The sequence below is a fragment of the Flavobacterium jumunjinense genome, from assembly GCF_021650975.2.
GTDB classification, from domain to species: domain Bacteria; phylum Bacteroidota; class Bacteroidia; order Flavobacteriales; family Flavobacteriaceae; genus Flavobacterium; species Flavobacterium jumunjinense.
This window is the reverse complement of sequence record NZ_CP091285.1, coordinates 2,607,009-2,626,684: the sequence shown is the minus strand read 5'-3', so window position 1 is coordinate 2,626,684 and position 19,676 is coordinate 2,607,009. Positions and strand designations below refer to the sequence as shown.

Annotated in this window: 25 protein-coding genes and 1 tRNA gene; 8 read left to right on the top strand and 18 right to left on the bottom strand. The window is 32.0% G+C overall.

The features are described 5' to 3' along the window. Position 1: 1 nt before the first annotated feature. The 3 genes from L2Z92_RS11650 to L2Z92_RS11635 all read left to right on the top strand — a co-directional run bounded on the left by L2Z92_RS11650 (position 2) and on the right by L2Z92_RS11635 (position 4,382). Complete coding sequence (locus tag L2Z92_RS11650; RefSeq protein WP_236453254.1) at positions 2-2,479, top strand: M56 family metallopeptidase; 2,478 nt, start codon at positions 2-4, stop codon at positions 2,477-2,479. Between the two features lie 558 nt (positions 2,480-3,037). Beyond that, a tRNA-Arg gene (locus L2Z92_RS11640) sits at positions 3,038-3,111 on the top strand. Between the two features lie 74 nt (positions 3,112-3,185). Beyond that, positions 3,186-4,382: a site-specific integrase gene (locus L2Z92_RS11635; RefSeq protein ID WP_236453251.1), complete on the top strand. Its 1,197-nt coding sequence runs from the start codon at positions 3,186-3,188 to the stop codon at positions 4,380-4,382. Positions 4,383-4,973: 591 nt separating this feature from the next. On the opposite strand, the gene L2Z92_RS11630 is transcribed toward L2Z92_RS11635, so the two are convergent. Continuing rightward, the gene (locus L2Z92_RS11630; protein WP_236453248.1) at positions 4,974-5,327 is read right to left on the bottom strand and encodes a winged helix-turn-helix transcriptional regulator; all 354 of its coding nucleotides are present in this window, start codon (positions 5,325-5,327) and stop codon (positions 4,974-4,976) included. A gap of 99 nt (positions 5,328-5,426) precedes the next feature. On the opposite strand from L2Z92_RS11630, the gene nfsB reads away from it, so the two are divergent. The 5 genes from nfsB to L2Z92_RS11605 all read left to right on the top strand — a co-directional run bounded on the left by nfsB (position 5,427) and on the right by L2Z92_RS11605 (position 8,998). After that, the gene (gene nfsB / locus L2Z92_RS11625; protein WP_236453245.1) at positions 5,427-6,086 is read left to right on the top strand and encodes an oxygen-insensitive NAD(P)H nitroreductase; all 660 of its coding nucleotides are present in this window, start codon (positions 5,427-5,429) and stop codon (positions 6,084-6,086) included. Between the two features lie 12 nt (positions 6,087-6,098). After that, positions 6,099-6,953: a DUF4437 domain-containing protein gene (locus L2Z92_RS11620; RefSeq protein WP_236453242.1), complete on the top strand. Its 855-nt coding sequence runs from the start codon at positions 6,099-6,101 to the stop codon at positions 6,951-6,953. Between the two features lie 183 nt (positions 6,954-7,136). Beyond that, positions 7,137-7,730 carry a TetR/AcrR family transcriptional regulator gene (locus tag L2Z92_RS11615; RefSeq protein ID WP_319800371.1) on the top strand — a complete coding sequence of 198 codons (594 nt, stop codon included), beginning with the start codon at positions 7,137-7,139 and terminating at the stop codon, positions 7,728-7,730. 52 nt (positions 7,731-7,782) lie between these two features. Beyond that, positions 7,783-8,643 carry an SDR family oxidoreductase gene (locus tag L2Z92_RS11610; protein ID WP_236453239.1) on the top strand — a complete coding sequence of 287 codons (861 nt, stop codon included), beginning with the start codon at positions 7,783-7,785 and terminating at the stop codon, positions 8,641-8,643. Position 8,644: 1 nt separating this feature from the next. After that, positions 8,645-8,998, top strand: coding sequence for a DoxX family protein (locus L2Z92_RS11605; RefSeq protein WP_236453237.1), 354 nt, complete (start codon positions 8,645-8,647; stop codon positions 8,996-8,998). A 145-nt stretch (positions 8,999-9,143) separates the two neighbouring features. On the opposite strand, the gene L2Z92_RS11600 is transcribed toward L2Z92_RS11605, so the two are convergent. The 17 genes from L2Z92_RS11600 to L2Z92_RS11520 form a co-directional block, all read right to left on the bottom strand. Continuing rightward, positions 9,144-10,205, bottom strand: a complete 1,062-nt coding sequence (locus L2Z92_RS11600) for an IS110 family RNA-guided transposase (RefSeq protein ID WP_236458849.1) — start codon at positions 10,203-10,205, stop codon at positions 9,144-9,146. A 456-nt stretch (positions 10,206-10,661) separates the two neighbouring features. After that, positions 10,662-10,799, bottom strand: coding sequence for a hypothetical protein (locus L2Z92_RS11595; protein ID WP_236453234.1), 138 nt, complete (start codon positions 10,797-10,799; stop codon positions 10,662-10,664). 31 nt (positions 10,800-10,830) lie between these two features. Then, positions 10,831-13,044: an LPD29 domain-containing protein gene (locus tag L2Z92_RS11590; protein ID WP_236453223.1), complete on the bottom strand. Its 2,214-nt coding sequence runs from the start codon at positions 13,042-13,044 to the stop codon at positions 10,831-10,833. Between the two features lies 1 nt (position 13,045). Further along, complete coding sequence (locus tag L2Z92_RS11585) at positions 13,046-13,513, bottom strand: hypothetical protein (protein ID WP_236453222.1); 468 nt, start codon at positions 13,511-13,513, stop codon at positions 13,046-13,048. A gap of 1 nt (position 13,514) precedes the next feature. After that, complete coding sequence (locus L2Z92_RS11580; protein ID WP_236453220.1) at positions 13,515-13,997, bottom strand: M23 family metallopeptidase; 483 nt, start codon at positions 13,995-13,997, stop codon at positions 13,515-13,517. Positions 13,998-14,005: 8 nt separating this feature from the next. Beyond that, positions 14,006-14,584: a hypothetical protein gene (locus tag L2Z92_RS11575; protein WP_236453218.1), complete on the bottom strand. Its 579-nt coding sequence runs from the start codon at positions 14,582-14,584 to the stop codon at positions 14,006-14,008. Further along, on the bottom strand, positions 14,581-14,823 hold the full coding sequence (locus tag L2Z92_RS11570) for a hypothetical protein (RefSeq protein WP_236453216.1): 243 nt from the start codon (positions 14,821-14,823) through the stop codon (positions 14,581-14,583). The genes L2Z92_RS11575 and L2Z92_RS11570 overlap by 4 nt, the downstream gene beginning before the upstream one ends. A 12-nt stretch (positions 14,824-14,835) precedes the next feature. Next, positions 14,836-15,342, bottom strand: coding sequence for a hypothetical protein (locus tag L2Z92_RS11565; protein ID WP_236453213.1), 507 nt, complete (start codon positions 15,340-15,342; stop codon positions 14,836-14,838). A 60-nt stretch (positions 15,343-15,402) separates the two neighbouring features. After that, positions 15,403-15,792, bottom strand: a complete 390-nt coding sequence (locus L2Z92_RS11560) for a hypothetical protein (protein WP_236453210.1) — start codon at positions 15,790-15,792, stop codon at positions 15,403-15,405. Between the two features lie 68 nt (positions 15,793-15,860). After that, positions 15,861-16,232 (bottom strand): carboxypeptidase-like regulatory domain-containing protein, encoded by a 372-nt coding sequence (locus tag L2Z92_RS11555; protein ID WP_236453207.1) that lies wholly within the window; start codon positions 16,230-16,232, stop codon positions 15,861-15,863. A 10-nt stretch (positions 16,233-16,242) separates the two neighbouring features. Further along, positions 16,243-16,788 carry a hypothetical protein gene (locus tag L2Z92_RS11550; protein WP_236453204.1) on the bottom strand — a complete coding sequence of 182 codons (546 nt, stop codon included), beginning with the start codon at positions 16,786-16,788 and terminating at the stop codon, positions 16,243-16,245. Between the two features lie 76 nt (positions 16,789-16,864). Next, positions 16,865-17,056 carry a hypothetical protein gene (locus L2Z92_RS11545; protein WP_236453201.1) on the bottom strand — a complete coding sequence of 64 codons (192 nt, stop codon included), beginning with the start codon at positions 17,054-17,056 and terminating at the stop codon, positions 16,865-16,867. A gap of 13 nt (positions 17,057-17,069) precedes the next feature. Beyond that, positions 17,070-17,828, bottom strand: coding sequence for a hypothetical protein (locus L2Z92_RS11540; RefSeq protein WP_236453197.1), 759 nt, complete (start codon positions 17,826-17,828; stop codon positions 17,070-17,072). Further along, positions 17,828-18,127, bottom strand: coding sequence for a hypothetical protein (locus tag L2Z92_RS11535; protein WP_236452884.1), 300 nt, complete (start codon positions 18,125-18,127; stop codon positions 17,828-17,830). The genes L2Z92_RS11540 and L2Z92_RS11535 overlap by 1 nt, the downstream gene beginning before the upstream one ends. A 2-nt stretch (positions 18,128-18,129) precedes the next feature. Continuing rightward, complete coding sequence (locus tag L2Z92_RS11530) at positions 18,130-18,498, bottom strand: hypothetical protein (protein WP_236452882.1); 369 nt, start codon at positions 18,496-18,498, stop codon at positions 18,130-18,132. 55 nt (positions 18,499-18,553) lie between these two features. Then, a complete protein-coding gene (locus tag L2Z92_RS11525) occupies positions 18,554-19,114 on the bottom strand; it encodes a hypothetical protein (RefSeq protein WP_236453194.1) in 561 nt (186 codons plus the stop codon). A 60-nt stretch (positions 19,115-19,174) separates the two neighbouring features. Then, a complete protein-coding gene (locus L2Z92_RS11520; protein WP_236453192.1) occupies positions 19,175-19,672 on the bottom strand; it encodes a hypothetical protein in 498 nt (165 codons plus the stop codon). Positions 19,673-19,676 lie beyond the last annotated feature (4 nt).

Below are 19,676 nucleotides of genomic sequence, written 5' to 3'. Positions count from 1 at the left end.
TATGGAAAATTTTCTTCTCTATTTATTAAAAGTTAACGCTTTATTGACGCTGTTCTTTTTAGCCTATCATTTTCTGCTTCGCAAAGAAACTTTTTTTCAAAGCAATCGTTGGTTTTTACTTCTTGGAATTGCTGGCTCTTTTATTATTCCAACGCTATTATTTACAAGTATAGTTTGGATAGCACCTCAACCTATACTAGAATATAGCTCCGTGATATTGCCTACAAATGCTTCAATAGTGAGTCAACAAATTAGTGAAGAAAAATTCAATTGGAGCTTGTACTTTAGCATACCCTACCTTCTAATTAGCTCCTACTTTCTATTAAAACTAATTCTAGAATTATTATCGTTCTTTAGAATTGTTAATCAGGGTAAAAAAAGCATACAAAACAAGATACAATTCATAGAAACAGAAGAAAATCAAAGTCCGTTTTCATTTTTCAATTATCTCGTTTTTAATAAATCTAATTTCACCGAAGAAGAATTAGAATACATTTTTATTCATGAAAAAATTCATATTGAACAGCAACATAGTTTTGATGTTTTAATCACAAAAATGCTATGTCTTTTCTTTTGGATTAACCCAATCGTATGGATGTACAGAAAAGCAATTTTAGAAAATTTAGAATTCATAGCTGATGCAAAAACTGCAAAAATCACTACAAATATATACCAATATCAAAAAACGTTATTAAAAACAATCATCAATAAGAATCAATTATCAATCACCAATCAGTTTTATCAATCATTAATCAAAAAACGAATCGTTATGTTAAACACAAATCAATCCAGCAGAAAAAAACTATGGAAATATTCCATTGTAGTTCCTTTCTTAGTCGCTTTTATTTTCTTTTTTCAGCATGAAACCATTGCTCAAGTAAAGGAAACAGAAGAAACCATTAGTAGTCATTCTACAACACAAAGCACTTCTAAAATAGAATTTACAATAAACAAAAAAACAACCGATAAAGAGTTAGAAGAAATAAGCAACGCTTTAAGAGAGTCATACGATATTCAATTAGAATTCAATAAGATAAAAAGAAACAAACAGAATGAAATAATACGTATAAAAGCAACGGCTAATACTGACAAAACTTATAATTCTGTCATTGAAATAGATGAGAATGAAGGTATTGATCCCTTTACAATTATTGCAAATAAAAATAATGATAACGAGAAAACCGTCAACTACATAAGACCCAATGCAATTAATGCACAAAAAGCACCAACAAGTACCAATACAATCAACAATGAAATCAATACAATTAATTATAACGGTTGGAAAATTGAACAAAATAAACTAGATAAAACTCCTGTACTTTTTGTAGTTAACGATGTGAAACAAAGCACAGGCACAAATATTAAGTTTGATTATACTGTAGAAGTAACTAATTCTAAAAAACTAAACAAAAAAGACGCTATTAAGAAATATGGAGACGTTGGAAGAAATGGAGCTTATGAATTTAAAGTTAAAAAGCATGAACCGATCAATCAACTCTATATCATTAACGATAAAGAATATCTTAGTGAAGAACTAAAAGGTAAAAAAGTTACGCTTGACGGAACAATCATTCACTATTCTAATAAAGAAGCACAACAAAAATATGGAGATAAAGGGAAAAATGGTGTATTACTTTTTAAAGGGAAAGCAACAATTTCCGAAGGTAAAAAAGATGTAATTCATGTCATATCTACAGCAGTAACAAACGTAGAACCAAAAAACATTAAACTAGAATTTGAAGAAGACAAAACATATATTATAAACAATAAGAAATACGACTATACTACTTTAAAAAGCAAAGATTGGTGGCTTTATAATGATGGAAACAACAAAATAGAAGAGAAAAACAGAATTACCTATATTACTGGTGATGTAGTTGAAAATGCTGCCGAATGGAATTCACAAGAAATTATTGAAGTGAGCCATGAAGTTAAAAAGTCAGAATCGAAAATAATTACCCTAGATAATGATAAAAAAATCTACATTACAAATGGTTTAATTAAAATTCCTAGTTTTCCAGCTTTAGAATTAAAAGCTTTAGATATTGAATTAGACGGTAACAAGATTGCTAATAAAGCTCAATTCTTCGAGCAAAAAAATCTTAATTTCATAAAAGATATTACAATAGATGATGACATGAAAGTAGTTAAGGTTATTACCTATAAGATGGTTAATAAAAAGACAGATGAAGAAAATGAAAGGCAAATAATTAACGTAGCTAAAGAGCGTGCTGAAAAGGATAGACTAGCAAGGATAGAAGCACAAAAACAATTAATTAATGAAGCTAAAGAACGTTCTGAAAGAGATCAAAGAGCTCGAGAGGTAGCAAAAAATGAAAGAAGAGAAGCAATTGAAGAAAGAAAACTAGCATTAGAAACGAAAAGGGAAGAACAGAGAAATCAATTAGAAGAAAAAGCTGAGATGTATAGACAAAAAGCTGAAGAACAAAAAGAAATTGAAAGGCAGAAAAAAGAATAACATAAAAAAACATCTCGAGATTTCGGGATGTTTTTTTATCTATATTTGTCAAAAAAATAAGTGATGTATAAATTTATTGCGAAACTAAACAAACTGGTATTACCAAGCTTTACAAAACAACGATTAGACATTACTAAAGCTAAAAAATGGCAAAAAGCACTGTTGGCATATCGTTATTATATTACCATTAAGTCATTAGATTAATACACTAAAGCAAAAGAATTTCTTTCGTTTTATTTTTTCTGATTATTAAGCTAATTAATATACCTTCAGAATAACTCACAAAAAGTCTAAAACTATAATAATAGAACTTTGACATTTTTGCTTTAAAAATCCAATGATTACGTACAAATTTATATTGTATAATAAATTCTTAATTGGCATATTCATTTTTTTTAAAACTATTTTAGTTTAAAAAACACTATAAATCAAAGAGATACTATTTAAGCGTCCTTTTTTTATATTTTTTTCCTAATTTATGTTTGCAGTTTACACAAATATATCTATATTTGCACCCTCAATAACAAAGGACACTATTTATACTTTGTTAAAGAAATTGGCCTCGTGGCGCAACTGAATAGCGCACTTGATTACGGCTCAAGAGGTTACTGGTTTGAATCCAGTCGAGGTCACAAATTTACAATTACCAAACAGGCGAACAGCTTACGTTAACACGTAAGCTGTTCGCCTTTAGCTATTTACAGATATGCCAAATTTATTTCTTCACGCGTATAATGGGGGTTGTTTCCCTGAAAGTTTCCCAACGATGAGCTCTGGGAAACTTAATTGTAGAATTCGTTTGAAAACGGACTACAAGAAAAAAGACAACACATATCAGGTTTATATTCAAATCACTCTTAAAAGAGTTGTGAAAAAGATTTCACTCGACTTTTCAGTTCGTGAAAACGAGTTTGAGAACGAACGAATAAAGAGAAACAACAAAAACTATAAAGATTACAATCTCTATATAGAAAAGAAACTAGCCGACATCAATACTATTGAAGTGAACTATAGAATTGCGGGTAAAATTCTAACACTAGACTTACTAATTGAAGAATTAAACAACCCAACTGCTAGAGTTGATTTTATACTGTTTTGGGAAAAAGAAATGATTCGTCAAAAAGAGATTTTGAAATCAGGTACTTATAGACAACAAATGACGGTTTTAAATAAAGTAAAAGCTTTTAAGAACCCTCTTTACTTTTACGACATTGATGAAAACTATTTAACGGACTTAAAGGCACATTGTAAAAGAAAACTAAAGAATAACGACAATACAGTAGCAAGTTTAATAAAAAGCTTTAAAAAGTACCTTCATTTAGCTAACAAAAAAGGAATAACGACTCCTATTAACTTTTCTGAGATAAAAAACAAATCATTTAAAGGGAATCGAACATTCTTAACTCCTGATGAATTAAAAGTTTTAAAAGAATACTGGGACAGTAAATTTATAACGAGCATACATAAAAACATTCTAGCTCGTTTTCTGTTCTCTTGCTTTACTGGTTTACGGTTTACAGATGTAGCAAACATTAGTACAGAAAACTTTATCGAAAACACTATCGTTTTTACAGCTGAAAAAACTGGAAAGTTTCAACGTATTAGAATGAATGAAACTGCTAAATATTTTTTATATGATGATTTCTTTAAAATAAGTAGCACAAATGAATATACTAATAGGGAATTAAAACATATTGCGAAAGCTTGCAAAATAACTAAAAACTTAACCTTTCACGTTTCAAGACATACTTTTGCAACCAACTTTTTAATTTGTGGTGGTCGTGTAGAGCATTTACAAAAACTTTTAGGTCATAGTAAAATTGAAGAAACGATGCTTTATGTTCATATTGTTGAACAAATTACTGACATACAAATTTTCAACATGGATGAAATTATGATATAAGTTTCACATAGCTCCATAAGTGTTGATTTTTTGGAAACTTTGGAAACTTTGGAAAACACAACCATAAACATATTAAAATCAATACATTAAACTAAAACTATTTGGAAACAAGAACATAAAAAAGGTTTCCAAAGTAATTGGAAACTTGGAAACCAAGCCATAACAAAGCCGTTGCAACAAAAATTCAACGGCTTTGTTATAGATTAAAAAACTATCTAAATAACGAAAAATTAAAACTTTTTTACCTCATTACTAAAAACCGTAAAATTACTATTTAGTTTCTCTTTATTTTTACAAACATAATAAAAGCAAACAATACTTTTTTACAGAAATAAACCTTCTCTACGTATAAATACGTACAAAAAACAGGCAAAACTACGTATTTATACGCATTGCACGATTGAGAAGGAAAGTTTAAATTTGAAAAATAAAGAATGGCGTTTATCATAAATATAAACGAGTTGCCCACAATAAAAAATAAAAAGCAACGATAATTGAGCCAATCTATGCAAAAATGGGTAGCTATGCTCAATTAATTTGCAAAAAACTGAGCATATAAACGAGTTGGCAACAAGCTGAAAGCACAATAAGCTATGAATATTTCTCAACGACTAAATCACCCCAATCTGCAATAGACTGAATTAAGGGAACTAAAGTTTTACCAAAATCTGTTAGTGAATATTCGACCTTTAAAGGAGGTTTTGACGTATAAACCTTTCTTTTAATCAATCCATCTTCTTCTAATGCTTTTAGTTGTAAACTCAAAGTTCGTTCAGTTACAGTAGGCATAGATTTTCGTAATTCGTTATACCTTAATTTTTCATTCATCAAATGAAATAGAATAACTGTTTTCCATTTCCCGCCTATAATCCCCATAGTTAAACTTGCACAACAAGGATATTCATTCCCTTTAAATTTAAGCATTTTTGGCTTTTCTGTTTTCATAAAATTTATGCTATCATTTTTGACCGTTATTGCAAAGATAAATTACAATACTTACTTTTGCAACTATAAAAATGATAGCACTTAAAAAACAAAAAAAAAATGAACTTAAAAGAAATATTAAACTGGAGATACACTACCAAAGAATTTGACCCGAATAAAAAAATATCTGAATCAGATATGAAGGAAGTGAAAAATTTATTGAGAATGAGTCCATCAAGCGTAAACTTACAACCTTGGCATTTTATCATTGCTGAATCTAAAGAAGGTAAAGAAAGAGTAGCAAAAGGGACGCAAGGCTTTTTTCATTTTAATGAACCTAAAGTATTAAACGCATCGGTAGTTGTCCTATTTTGTTCAAAAATTGATGCTGATGAAAAGTATTATCAACATATTGCAGATACAGAGGATAAAAACGGAAGATTTCCTAATGAAGATATTAAAAACGGATTTTTAGGTGCAGTAAAAGCATTTGCAGACATTCATAAATATGACTTGAAAGACCTTAATCATTGGATGGAAAAACAAGTTTATTTAAACATAGGAAGCTTTTTATTAGGAGTAGCAAGTCTTGGAATAGATGCTACACCAATGGAAGGTATTGATGTAAAAGCGTTAGACGAAGAGTTTGGGTTAAGAGAAAAAGGCTACACTTCTTTAGTAGCTGTTTCTTTAGGTTACAGAGCAACTTCTGATTTTAATGCTACTGACAAAACACCAAAATCAAGATTGCCAGAAAGTGAAATAATGACAGTAATCTAAATAACAAAAACAATGAAATCAAACAATTATTTAATCTTAATTTTAGGGTTCCTTGTTTCATGCAACAATCCAAAATCAGAAGAAAAAGCGACAGAAACCACTATTTCTCAAATTGTAGAAAACCCAACAAATAAAATTGGTTTAAGTACTGATATTATTTGGGAACAAATGAATCCAGCACGAGGAGATAAAAGTCCTTTAGCTGGAACAATTTGGGGTAATAGAAAAGACGATGTACCAACTGGATATATAGGGAAATTTGTAGATGGATTTTCATCGCCACCTCACATTCATAATGTAACTTATCGTGCCATTGTGATGAAAGGATTAATACACAATGACGACCCAAAAGCAGAAAATATGTGGATGCCTGTTGGCTCATTTTGGACGCAACCTGCTGGTGAACCGCATATTACTTCTGCCAAAGGAGAAGGAACAATGGCTTATATCGAAATCGATAATGGACCATATTTAGTAAAACCAACAAATGAATCTTTTGATCAAGGGGAACGCCCAATTAATATTGATGCCTCTAATATTGTTTGGCTTGACAACACCCAAACCAATTGGATTTCAGCCAATAACCAATCCAAAATTAGTTTTTTATGGAAAAATGCAGAAGATGTTCGTGGCGTTTTAGTGAAACTCCCTTCACATTTTAAAGGAAACATTTACAGTAAAGGAACTATTTTATATGGAGTTATTATTGAAGGAAATGTTGATTACAAAATGCCTAATTTAGATGCTGTAACAAATTTAGATGCTGGTAGTTATTTTGAATCAACAGGAAATAGTGTTCACGAAATCTCAACAACCAAAGAAGCATTGATTTATATTAGAACTAATAACATAATTGAAATAAAATAAAGCCAGTTGCCAACAACGTATATAAAAAATAGCAGTTAAGAGCAAAACTTAAAGTTTAGTTCTTTTTCTGCTATCTTTGTTTTAAACTGAAAATTAGTACACATAAATCTGCTACTTTTCATATACAAGACCGTTACCCACAATATAAAATTACTACCAGTTCCACAAAAAAATCATAAAAATTTGGAACAATCATTCCAATTGTTGTATATTTGCAAAGTGAATAAAAAACAAATCATATTAGCTTCTGCACTCGAGCTACTTGTAGAAAAAGGCGTTCATAATACTCCTATGTCTGCTATTGGCAAAGCGGCAAAAACTGGAATGGGAACGATCTACAACTACTTTCCAAACAAAGAAGCCTTAATTAATGAAATTTACACTGATATAAAAAAACAGGAAAAATTACTCTTTGAGAATTTTGAATCGGATAAGCCAATCAAAACTCAATTTGAAAACTATTTTACTATTGCTGTTACTTTCTTCATTAACAATCCTAACTATTTCCGATTTATGGAGCAACTACAAGCATCTCCTATTATAACGGAAAATAGCAAAGAAGAAGGTCGAAAATCTATTACTCCTGTTTTTGAACTTTTAATATTGGGAAAACAACAACGCATTATCAAAAACATAGACATTGAAGAAATTTTAATGTTTATAGGTGGTGCTATTTTATCCTATTTAAGATGGTATTTTAATCAAACACAAACCGAGAGAAAACAAGCTTCCCTTAAAAATCAAGTAACAATGGTTTGGGACGCCATCAAAGAATAAAAAAAATTTATCAATAACTTGGAATGAACGTTCGTTCCATAAAATTACAATTATGACTAAAAATGTATTAATCACAGGAACATCAACAGGCGTAGGATTTGAAAGTGCTATTCTATTCGCCAAAAACAACTACAAAGTTTACGCTACAATGCGAAATCTTAAAAAATCGGAAAAACTTAAACAGAAAATTCAGGAAGAAAATCTGAATATAGAAATACTTCCTTTAGATGTAACTAAAATAGATTCAATAGAATCAACCGTAAGGACTATTATAGAAAAAGATGGAAAGATAGATGTATTAGTGAATAACGCAGGTGCTGGTTTTGCGAAAACAACAGAGCAAGCTTCAGAGGAAGAAATCAGATGGGTTACTGACGTAAATTATCACGGAGTAGTATTTTGCACACAAGCCGTACTGCCTTATATGAGAAAACAAAAATCTGGCCAAATAATTAGTATTACCTCTGTTGGCGGTTTGGTTGGACAACCTTTTAACGAATTATATTGCGGTGCTAAATTTGCTGTAGAAGGATTTATGGAAGGACTTGCAACCTATGTTAGTGATGCCTTTAACATCAAAATTACTTGCGTTGAACCAGGTGGAATAGCCACCGAATTTATGACTTCTGCTATTGAAAAATCTGCGACTGAAGGACAATTTGCAACAGGTGAATACTTACCAATATTCGAAAGATATATGGCTGGCAATCAAAAAAGAGCTACAGAAAGTAAAGATCAAGTATATCAAACAGGCCTTGAAGTAGCTGAAGTTGTTTTCGGCATTGCTCAAAACGAAAATCCACCTTTAAGAATCCGAACTTCAAAATGGGCAGAAGATTTTTGTGAGCTAAAAACAAAAGCGGACCCAGATGGCACTAAATTGGTGAAACAAATTACCGATAGTTTTTTATAATATGAAAGTAATATATTGGTCTTCAACAGTAATTATATCAGTTTTCCTCCTCTTAAGCTCTTATAGTTATTTATTCAGTAAAAGTACAATTCAAGGAATTAAAGCTTTAGGTTTTCCTGACTTTTTCAGGGTAGAACTAGCTGCTTTAAAATTGATAGCTGCAATTGTATTACTAATACCATTTGCTTCTTTGCAACTAAAAGAATGGACTTATGCAGGTGTTGGATTATTTTTAATAACAGCTATAATCGCACATATCAAACATAAAGATTCTATCTTTATTATGCTTTTACTTGTAATCCTTATGGGTATTCTAATTATATCCAACTTATATATGAACAAGATTTTGAAATAAATACTGTGGGTAATCGAGGTACTGTCTTAAAAAACAAATAAATTTTCGTAATTTTACTCTAGCAGAAAGAGGACTTCAGGTGACTCTTTGCACGGAAGTTCTTCTAGTATAGTCCTGGTTTTTTCCAGGACTATTTCTTCTTTTTCTAATCTATAATGTTTCCTTCGGAAACAAGCAGAAAGAGAGACTTAGACTCATCATTACCGGAAATATTATTCTCTTGAGGCTGATACGGTTGATTATTTTTCCAAAGCGTATAGATGTAGATTAACATCTTTCTCTGAACAGCAACATATCCCTTCATTTTAATATTTGTTCTCTCATAAACCCTTTCAAATAAATCAGCAAAAGGTTTTTGATCATATCTCACTACTGTGAAGGAAGGCATGTGTAATATTCGTCTGATATGGGCGTTCCCTTTTTTAGAAATTTTAGTTTTTCCAAAATGTTTTCCCGATTGATTTTCCACTACATCATATCCCGAATAGCTTACCAGTTGCCTAATATTTTTAAACATCTCAAACCCATTTGTTTCCCCTATTATTGTTGCTACTGTCAATAAACCAATCCCTTTGACTAGACAAATATTATCTACTTTTTGCTTTACTTCTTCACTACTATTGATATGCTCTTTAATAAACTTTAAGGTCTCCACTATTTGTTTTTCAATCAACGAAATCATTTTCCGTTGATGGCTAACAACTTCTTTTACCTGAAAAGAACCATGATCAAGAGCGTGCATTTGATTTGCAAAATGTGTTTTTGATTGTTGAAGTTGTTCATGATGCCTAGTTAATTGACGTAACTTGTAAAAATAATCACCCATAGGTTGCCAAAGATCATGTCTCTGTTCAGCAGCCATTCGCGCAAGACCCTTTGCGTCAATCTTGTCATTTTTTGATTTTAAACCCAATGCTTGCATATACTTCTTTGCTTTTGTTGGAAGCACAACTGATACCGAGTAACCTTTTTTATAGAGATACAGAGCTATTTTTTCATAATAAACACCAGTGGCCTCCATTGTTAAAATCAAGGGGATTTTTTCTTTTTGATTCTTCCCAAGCCATAAATCAAATTCTTTAAACTTCTTATCGGTATTGGAAAACCTTTGACTTGATTTAATATTAATCTGCTGAACGGTATCAATTTCACAAAAACAAACATCAAATTTATCCTTGGAAACATCAATGCCAACTGCATACTTCATTAACTTTACCATAACTGTCTTTTTTAAATGAAACATAGATTAAAATGAATTCTCCCTCTTTGTTTTTACTCATCATTTATTCAAGATTATTAGAACTAACTAATATCTATAAGTACTGTTCAAACTTTGAAAGAAGAAACTAAAGTTGGATATTCCTCGATTACAACATCGTAAATACGTGTTTAGTAGACCTGTCTAGAGCCAACCTTAGTTTTCATTTACTTACAAAGATATTAATCAACCTTAGATTTATATTATTCACAAAGATATGAGTAGACGGCTCTGTCAGTAACTGACAGAGTGCGCCTCTCACACCACCGAGCGTACGGTTCTCGTACTCGGCGGTTCGCAAAAAGATGGGTTAGTTGGATATAAACATCCGTTATCTTTAAACATAAAACCACAAAAAAACCGTTGCAACAAAAATTGCAACGGTTTTTTTAGCATTGAAAAAATTTACTTTTTCTTAGATTTGACTTTCTTTTTAGCGGTTACTTTAACCACTGCTCCACCTTTTACATATTTGTAGCCTTTCTTTAATTTTGTTCCGCATGAGGTTAATGCTTCTTTCTTACTTACTCGTTTTGTACTCATAATTGATTACGTTTTTTGATTGATGATTGATTTATTGTATTTGAAATGAAAATTCTGGAACGTTAGTAACGGGACCAGGTATATTTTCAGTTTGTTCTTCTTCTATTACTTCCGTTGTGCTAGTTGTTTTGTTTTCTAAATATTCTTGATATCTCTTAGGATTGAACTTTTTAAAACCTTCTTCCCAAACGACACGCTCCCCCATTCCGTAACGACCTCTGTTTTCAATTAAGAAATCTTCTACTGTCATTATCGCATCGACTAAATGTGTCCAACCTTGATCCCCTTTAAAGTCGCCACTTTTGGTAACTTCAAAAATTAAAATGAAGGATACACTAGGATATTTTTTAATGAATCGTTTTTTGAAGTCTTCCGGCTTAATTTTTTCTAACCGTATGTAATCGGAAATCATGTCTATAAAAACGAACTTATACTTTCCTGTTGCAATTTCTTTTTCAAGTGCTTCTATGGTATCGGAATCATCAGGATAGGCATTTGAATTGTCTGCTAACCCTGAGTTAATCCATAAATCTTGTGTTGATTTATTAAAGCCCTGGTCTGCGAAATTATAAAGCACATTCCCGAAGTTGGTAAAATAATTTGCCATTTGTAAGGATGCCGAAGTTTTACCATTTTTTGGTTTTCCCCAAATGGCAATTTTTAAATTAGCTGCTGGGTTTTGCATGAGCTCCTGCCATTCTTCATTAATGGGTAACGAGTCAAACTGCATTTGCATTAATTTGTTTGTTGCAACAGGCTTTTCTGCTTCTTGTTCTTCAATAACTGAAACACCGTTAAGAACTTCTTTACTTTTTATTTTGATTTTTTTTTTAGACTTTGAATAAAAGTCTAATGCAGTTCTCGCAACTCCTGTAAGAGAGGGAGCAGATAATCCTGCACTTTTGTCTTCATTGGCATAATTTATCAAAATATTAGCAACTGCATCTGCTTTTGATTTGTGAAATATAAATCCTGAATGATTTTCTCCTTGAAACTTAATTTCATTACTGTATTCTCCTCCCTCTTCTTCTAGATAATCACTAATTTCCCCTGTATATCCGATAACTGCTACATTATCTTTACCATAATCAATAAATCTAATAAGGTTTTTAATAATGTTTTTTTCTTTTACCATTTTTGTAGGGTATATAGATGGTTTTCTACTGTTGTATTTCTTACCCTTAACCGTATAAGTTAAATGATAATCATTAAAATTTCCGTGAATTTCTAAATCTTTTATTTCACTTTCATTTTGAGTTACATAATTTGCGTTCCAAAATTTAGATCTTACTAATTGACCCCAAGACCAAAATTCACCAAATCTTTGTGGGAAATTATCGTGTAATTTATTTTCATTGCCATCAAAAGGTGGAACGTTGTTAAATTTATCAACTGAAGAAACAAGAATAGCAAGCCTAGTATCAAAACTTTTGGGAATTTCACGGCTAACAAATACAAACTTATACTCATTTAATTTATATCCGTCTAAAATCATTCCTTTTTCGGATCTATCCGAATAATTATACATATCCGTCATTCCATCAAAAGAGCCATATTGCAAGCGTTTTATTTCATCCTCTACAACCTTTTCAGCTGGTCCAAAATTATACCAAATATTCAAACTACTACCTCCTGAATAATATTCAGATTTAACACGGCAATCAATACCAAATTTCTCTTTAAGATACTTTTTAATTAAATATGTTGTTTTTCTAGTATCAGCATTTTTCCATTCTTCAGGAGCAAAAGATTTTCTTTCAAAAGTTCTTGTTTTTTGAACTTTTTGCACTCTATTTTTTTCTTTTTTTACCCCATATTTAGATTTTCTTTTAGCTACATTTTGGGTCTTTTGGACATTTTTAGAATCATCGGTACTTTTTTTAATAACGGGTTTTTCCTTTATTTTTAGTGACTTATCTTTTGTTGTAACTGATTTTTTTGTATCTTTTTTAACTTGAATTACATTCCCGTTTTGAAATTTCCAACCTTTTTTTAATCGTCCACAATCATCTAAGGCTTCTTTATATGAGCCTGAATGATGTGGTGCATTAAGTGCTGACTTATATTGTTGAATTTCAACAATGCATTCTTTTTCGTTTTTTGGAAATATCTCTAAAGCACGAGTACAACGGTAAATGATTGTTGTATTGTTTTCATTTTTAGCAAGATTGATTATTTTATGTAAGTCTTCTCTACTTACAGTTGCTCCATTTAAAGCGTGGAATTTTTCTACTGATTTACTCATATTATCCTTTTATACTATATTCTGAACCTGCAACATCAATAAAAGCTTCAATACTTAGCTTGTTAATATCGAATGAGGTAAGTTCCATTATTGAACCTAAAATTTCTCCTGAAGGCAATTCTACAGGTAAGTTTTTAAACAGTAATTTGTTATTGGCTGGAATTTCGATTTCATTTATTACTGGACGAATGGTTGCTATATATTTGCCTGAATAAAAGAAGTTCAATCGCTTTAAAGAAGCCACATAACCACTCACAGAAAACTCTTCCGAGGTTGGATTAACAAATAAAATATCGGTTGTAAAAGTGATGGCAGTAAAGGACACTTTTAGATTTCGAACGCTTACGGGTTCAATTTCTAGTTTCTCAAAAACACGTTTTAGTTTCTGTACTTTGTTGTAAGCTAAAATGCCTACTAATGCAAAAGAAACACCTGAAACTAATATTGCTTTTTTTAGGATTGGTTTCATATTAAAATAAGTTTGTAGGATCGATTAAAATCCAGTTAGTTCCTTGTTTTTTATACACTTCTAAATGCACATGATTGGTCATTGCTGTACTGTATTTAGCAGCTATATTTTGAGAAACACCAATTATTTTACCTGCAAATACAGTACTTCCTATTGGTGCTATTGGTTTTAAATAGAACATTTTTATTTTGTATTCTGAATTTACAATTTCAATGCCTGTATAGCTTAAATCGTTGCCATACGGATAAGGATAGCGCGTTACTGTTCCCGAAATTGGACTCATGATTTTTTCTCCTGGTACTGTTATAATATCAATACCATTATGTTTTCTGTTGCCTCTACTTGCACCAAAAGAACCGCACCCATGCAAGTCGCAGGTTCTTAGGTTTTGATTGGCTGTTATTTTTGCGAATGCTTTTTTTGTTCCCATAATTAGAAATAATAATGTTGTTGTTCCGATGATGTACCAGGTACTTTTTTTCATGGGTTCAATTATTTAAAAATTAGACTTGCAACTTTCATAATTTGACTGTACAATTTGAAAACCCAATTGAATTCTTTGTTCAAATACCAAGCAATTGCAATTACTACTAAAAGCAATAGTAACCACCAGTTAAAAAAGCTTTGTTTATCCACTAACTTTTTAGATTTGGATCGTTGTATTTTAGCATCCAAATGGTTTTGATTTTCTGCTGCTTTGTTTTGTGAAGCTTGATTTCTTGTTGTCGATTTTATGTTTTCTGAAGTACTTCCTTTTGTTTTGGTTTGGGTGAATGTTCCCGAACCTTGATACGTTTTTTTGGTTGTTACTCCAGTATTCAAATTGGTTTCTGTTATGACTAACGAATCCCCTTTATTACCTTGATAACTTACATTTGATACTTCAAATTCTACTTCTTTTTTAGTAGCAAGTGCTTTTGTTGCAAGTGTTTCTTTTAAAGCTGTGCTTTTAGTATGGGTAGTACTTTTTAGTTGCACTGCTACTTTTTCATGTTGCTTTTCTTTGTGCTTGACAGCGCAAGAAACAAACAAGAGCAATAGCATTGCTAAGAGTGTTTTTAGTAGTTTCATTTTCTTAGTTTGTTATTGGAACATTTAGAACATTGATTGATATACTGGTTTAATTCTGTACGGTATTCGTCTAATGTTTTTTGCATATCGTCCAATCGTTTTTCTGTTTGCTCCGACATTTTTTTATAGACATCAGCCATCTTATCCACTGCATCTGTTTTGCGGGTTCTCCATCCTAAAATAATTGAAGTAATTGTTGTTCCACCAAGGATATAATTGAGTAATTCTGAAAGCTGCATATCTATTTTTTTTTAAGGTTTATCGACAGTTACAATGTTTCCAAGTTCATCAATGGCTAATAGTTTAGTAACTGCATTATTTAATGTCGGTTGAACGCCCAATTGAAGTTGTCCGTTGCCATGAATGGTAAATTTTGGTGTTGTTCCTGAAAAGGTGGAACCTGTTCTAAAAACAATAGGATTATTAAACCAAGTTGCTAAATTCAAGGTTTTATCCGAAAACAATAAGCCACTATTTCTAAAAGCAGCTACATAATAATTGTTGTTGTAATAACTTAATCCAACATAATTGGAATAGAGCTTTCCACTTCCTTTAACCATGATATTGGCTTGCGCTGAGTTTCCTGCAGTATCATTATTGACTACCGAAAATCCGACACTTTTATTTTCTGTTTTCTCAATATGAAAACCGTTTAAAGTTGTATCAACTGGTTCGGCTCTTACTCCGTTATAGCTATCCAGTAATTTGTCTTTTAATTCGTCAAGTGCTGGGCGTGAAAAAGGTTTATTTCCGATCATGTTTTAGTTTCTTTATCATTAAAATTATAGCCGTTGATAGCGCCAAAACTGGCAAAATTCCTATGCTTTTTTTTTAAGGGGTTTTCCTAAAATGGCTACCGCTTGTTTGTAATCGTTATCGGTGATGTAGTTTTTATACTTCACTCCGTTTTCCATTAAAACAATGGCTTTGGATAATCCGATTAGTTTTTCTTCAGTAAGTGTTCCAATCACATTAGAACCGATGCCATTAATAACCGAACGGATATAAGCATCGGTATTGTTTTCAAAATGGGGCGCAAACTCTGATATTAATTGCGTGACTGTGTTTTTTCCTTTGTAAAAATCATTATACAAGTCCAACATCAAAGCTCTTATGCCATAGCGTAATTCGTAGAATTGTTCAAAACGCGTATCGGTGTTTTGAGATAGTGGCACTTTGCCTTTCCAGGGAATATTTGTTTGTATCAAATTGCCCGGGTTATTGTTGCGTAATCCTCTGGGCAAATTGGGGAGTGTACTATTTAGATAAGAAGTCATTAGATTTTGATTTTTTTGGGTGTTGCTTTCTCTTTTCTAGACTGATTCACTGCAATAGCACCACCAACAATAACAAGAGGCAACCAAAACCAATTGGTGCGTTTCTTTCCTATTACAACCGTTTCAGGCAATTGTAATTCGTTAGGCATGGCAATATCTAATGTTGTCATTGAAGCGGTTACATTTCTTTCAATGATTTGGTTTGTACCCACATGAGAGAATTTCAGTATATCACCTCTATTTACATTAATGGCGTAATTCCCATCAAAATTGGCTGTTGCTCCAATTATAGGATCGCTTCCTTTTATAACTACCGTTGCATCAAAAATGGGGAAACCTTCATAATCTGTTATTTTTCCTTTTACTAACATTGCTTTTGAATTAAAATGTGAAACCTGCTAACTCTACTCTTTCTTTAACGATGTCATACACATCGCCATCCTTCGGCTCTATTTCTGATTTTAACCAATAGACCAAATTACGAGGCTCATAACTATCAAAATTGGATAAAAAACCATCGGGCGGTGAGTTATAACCGTTGTAATCTTTTTTACCAAAAGCATTATAGACTTTGATAAAATCGCCTGTGTTTTTTAGCCTCTGAAAAACAGCTAAAATCTTTTCTTCATCGGTTCCATAACAAAGCCAACACGGATTATAATTCATAGCATCTAAAAGTTGTTGCGCATAATTGGTGGCTTGTTGGTTGCTAATCGATGCGCCTTGTGTGCTTCCTCCAGTGCCTTCTACTTCATTGTCAATATCAGGATTAAAAATATCATCAACTGCCGAGGTGGTATTGGATACTATTTTATAAATGGAATACACCGCTACACTGCCTACAATGAAAAGTAGGGTCTTATTTTTCTTTACGGCTTCTCCTGTTTTTTCAAGACCTATTTTGGCTTTATCAACTATCTTGGACATACTATTTTATTGTTTTAATGATTCAAAAAAACCACACCCGCAAGGCAAGTGCAAAGTGTGGTTGACACAACACAAACTACATGACCATTGTTTTAATGAGCTTTTTATTGTCTTTTAATTTCTTAACCGCTTTGGGTGAATTGGCTAACTCGCCTAAAAATGTTAATGTGTCTGTTTCTAATAAAGCAATAGCTTCTAACGCTTTTTGCTTTGCCTTTAAATCAACTGCATTGGAAGGCTGTATTGTTAATGTGATTTGTTTTTGCATCTTGTGTTTTTTTTTAAGGTTGTTGTTCTAATAATTGCACTAGCTTGTCATAAAATCCGTCATCATCATTGATTTTATTATTCACTAATAGCAGTAATTCTGCCATTGCATCTGAAAATTGCGTGTGTTGCAATAATTGTTGCAACTGATTTTTTATCTCTGATAAATTTTGAACAGGTGCATTTAATGCGGTTGGTGCTTCTCTAGGTTGGAAAAAAGATTGCAGAATTGGACCAAGTTGATTAATCGCATTATTAACCACTTCTCCGTTTTGACTTTTCTTGTCTCCTGCATATTTGTCTTTTAATGAACTCTCTTTTAACTGAAATATTTCTGCTTCAAGTTTCTTGTTTTCCTTTTTCAATAATTCATTTTCAATTTCATATCGAATTTTCAACTCTGAATTAGTGTTCATTGTCAGAACATCAGCAAAGCCTAATCCTGTTCCTTTTAATCCTTGAAACATATTTCCTGTAGGTTCTTGTGGTTTCACTTGTGTCGGTTGTGGCTTTTCTAAAAAAGAAACTTCAAAAGGATTGTTTTTTCGCACCTTTGTATTTCCGTTTTTTCGCCATTCTTGAATAATTAAATCAGTATGTCCTTCTTGGTTCAACTTTTCAAAGTAGTTTTGAACCGAACCGTATTTTTGAATTAGTTCATGCCCGTAGGTACTTTTTAAAATTTCCTGATAGTTGTTCTTATTGGAAACAGAAACCGCTGCCAAAGCATCTGTCTGTAACTTTTGAACTAATTGTATAAATTCTTGCCTCATTATCTACAATTGTTAGGGTTAGTAGCTTCTAGTAGTATTGAATAATCAACTACCAGATTATAAGTATCACTATCAAATTGAATGTCAATATCAAAGTGATGTCCGTAATTAGAGAATTCAAAACTGCCTACTGGCACATTGTACATCGCATCAAATGGAGGAATTATTCTTGGTACACCATTGTATAAAAAACGCGCTTCTTTAGTATCAAGATTTGAAATAACAAGACTTGTTACGTTATGCTCTCGAACCTTGTCTTTTCTAAATATTTCTTTTGATGTTAGTACAACCTTTGCCATAATTAACAGTTTTTTCTTTTCTCTTTTATTAAAATTAATTGCGCTTTAAAATCTGCTGTAAATGCACTATCAGCACGAATTTCAAAACGAATTCTCTTTCCTGATTCCATCGGTTCTACAGGCTTAAATCCTTCGCTGTAAGATGCTTCTCTACTTCTATAATTGTCAATATGTTGCATCTTTGACAGTTCTTTTTGATTGCCATATAATGACGCTTTTATCATGCTTGGATTCACTGATAAAGCATCGTGATAAATGACAACTCCAACAATTAATGAACCATCAACATCGGTTGCTTCATCAACAACAGCTCCTGTTTTTCCATTTAAAACAGTAATGTCTTTTACTTCTTCTATGTATGTTATTTCCATTTGAAAAGAGTTAAAAAAGACTGCAAAAAACTTGCAGTCTTTTGGGTTTGATTAATTAGTTTCTTGAATTCTTTACAAACTCAATTCCTAGAATTTCAATTCTATAGGCATGACCTGCTTGTGCAATACCTGCAAGTGATGTACTGATTTTAAAGGATTTATTTGGACGAATTAAAAAAGGAGCTAATGGGAAAAAATCATCCGTAGTAGTTAACGGATTAAAGTTGTTTGCTAAGACAGAAACAGGAAGCTCTGCTAACACACCATCTTGAAAAATAGTGATTTCTCCATTTGCCCAATACACTGGTGCATTGTCTTTATAATCCGCAACATTAGGAGTAACATCTGCTGTTGTTGTATCAAACACCAATCTAATCCCTGTTGGCAAAAAAGGATAATCCAACTGATCCTTATCTATGTTTCTTACTCCGACTTCTTTAACGTGCTTTGGTAAAATAAGCTCGGTATTCTCTATTTTATTAGACAATCCCGATGTGAATTTCACCGCTTTTCTAGGAAAATATTCTGTATTTAAAATCATTACAGAAGGTAAAGCTTCTCCTGTTTTTAATTGTTGTGCTGTTCTTACAGCTTGTTCTAATGTGATACTTTGCATCTTGTTCTTTTTTATTTTGGTTTGATTCTATTTTAAAATTCTTGTATTCTTAATTACGACTTACGATAATGGATCGTTTGTTCCTATTTCTAAACTAGGGTTGCTTTGAAAAATTGGTTGTCTTAATCGCCCTGGACGGTTTAAGGTTGGATAATGTGTAATTCTACTTTGGTTCATTGTCGATTGTGGACAACCAAGCGCACCACGTAAAAGCATTCCTTTGTTGCTTGCTGCATCTGTTTTGGCTACTTCTTTTTCAAGTAAATGAGAAGCAACGCCTTTAATTCCACCTCCTGCAATACCTGTACATAAAGCTCTTACACCTTCTGCTACAGTATCTTTTCCGCTTACTGCTAAACTTCCTGCGATACCTGCTAAAATACAGGCTGCGTTAACCATTAATTTCTTTTTCTTTTGGGCTTCAGTAACTACTGTTTCCACTTTTACTTTAGCCACCATATTGGCTAAAGCGCCCGGAAGCATAAAGCCTGCTCCTGCTCCAACAACATTAACAACTCCCGAGCTTAACTGCTCCGTTTTTATTGGTTTTAATTCCATTGTA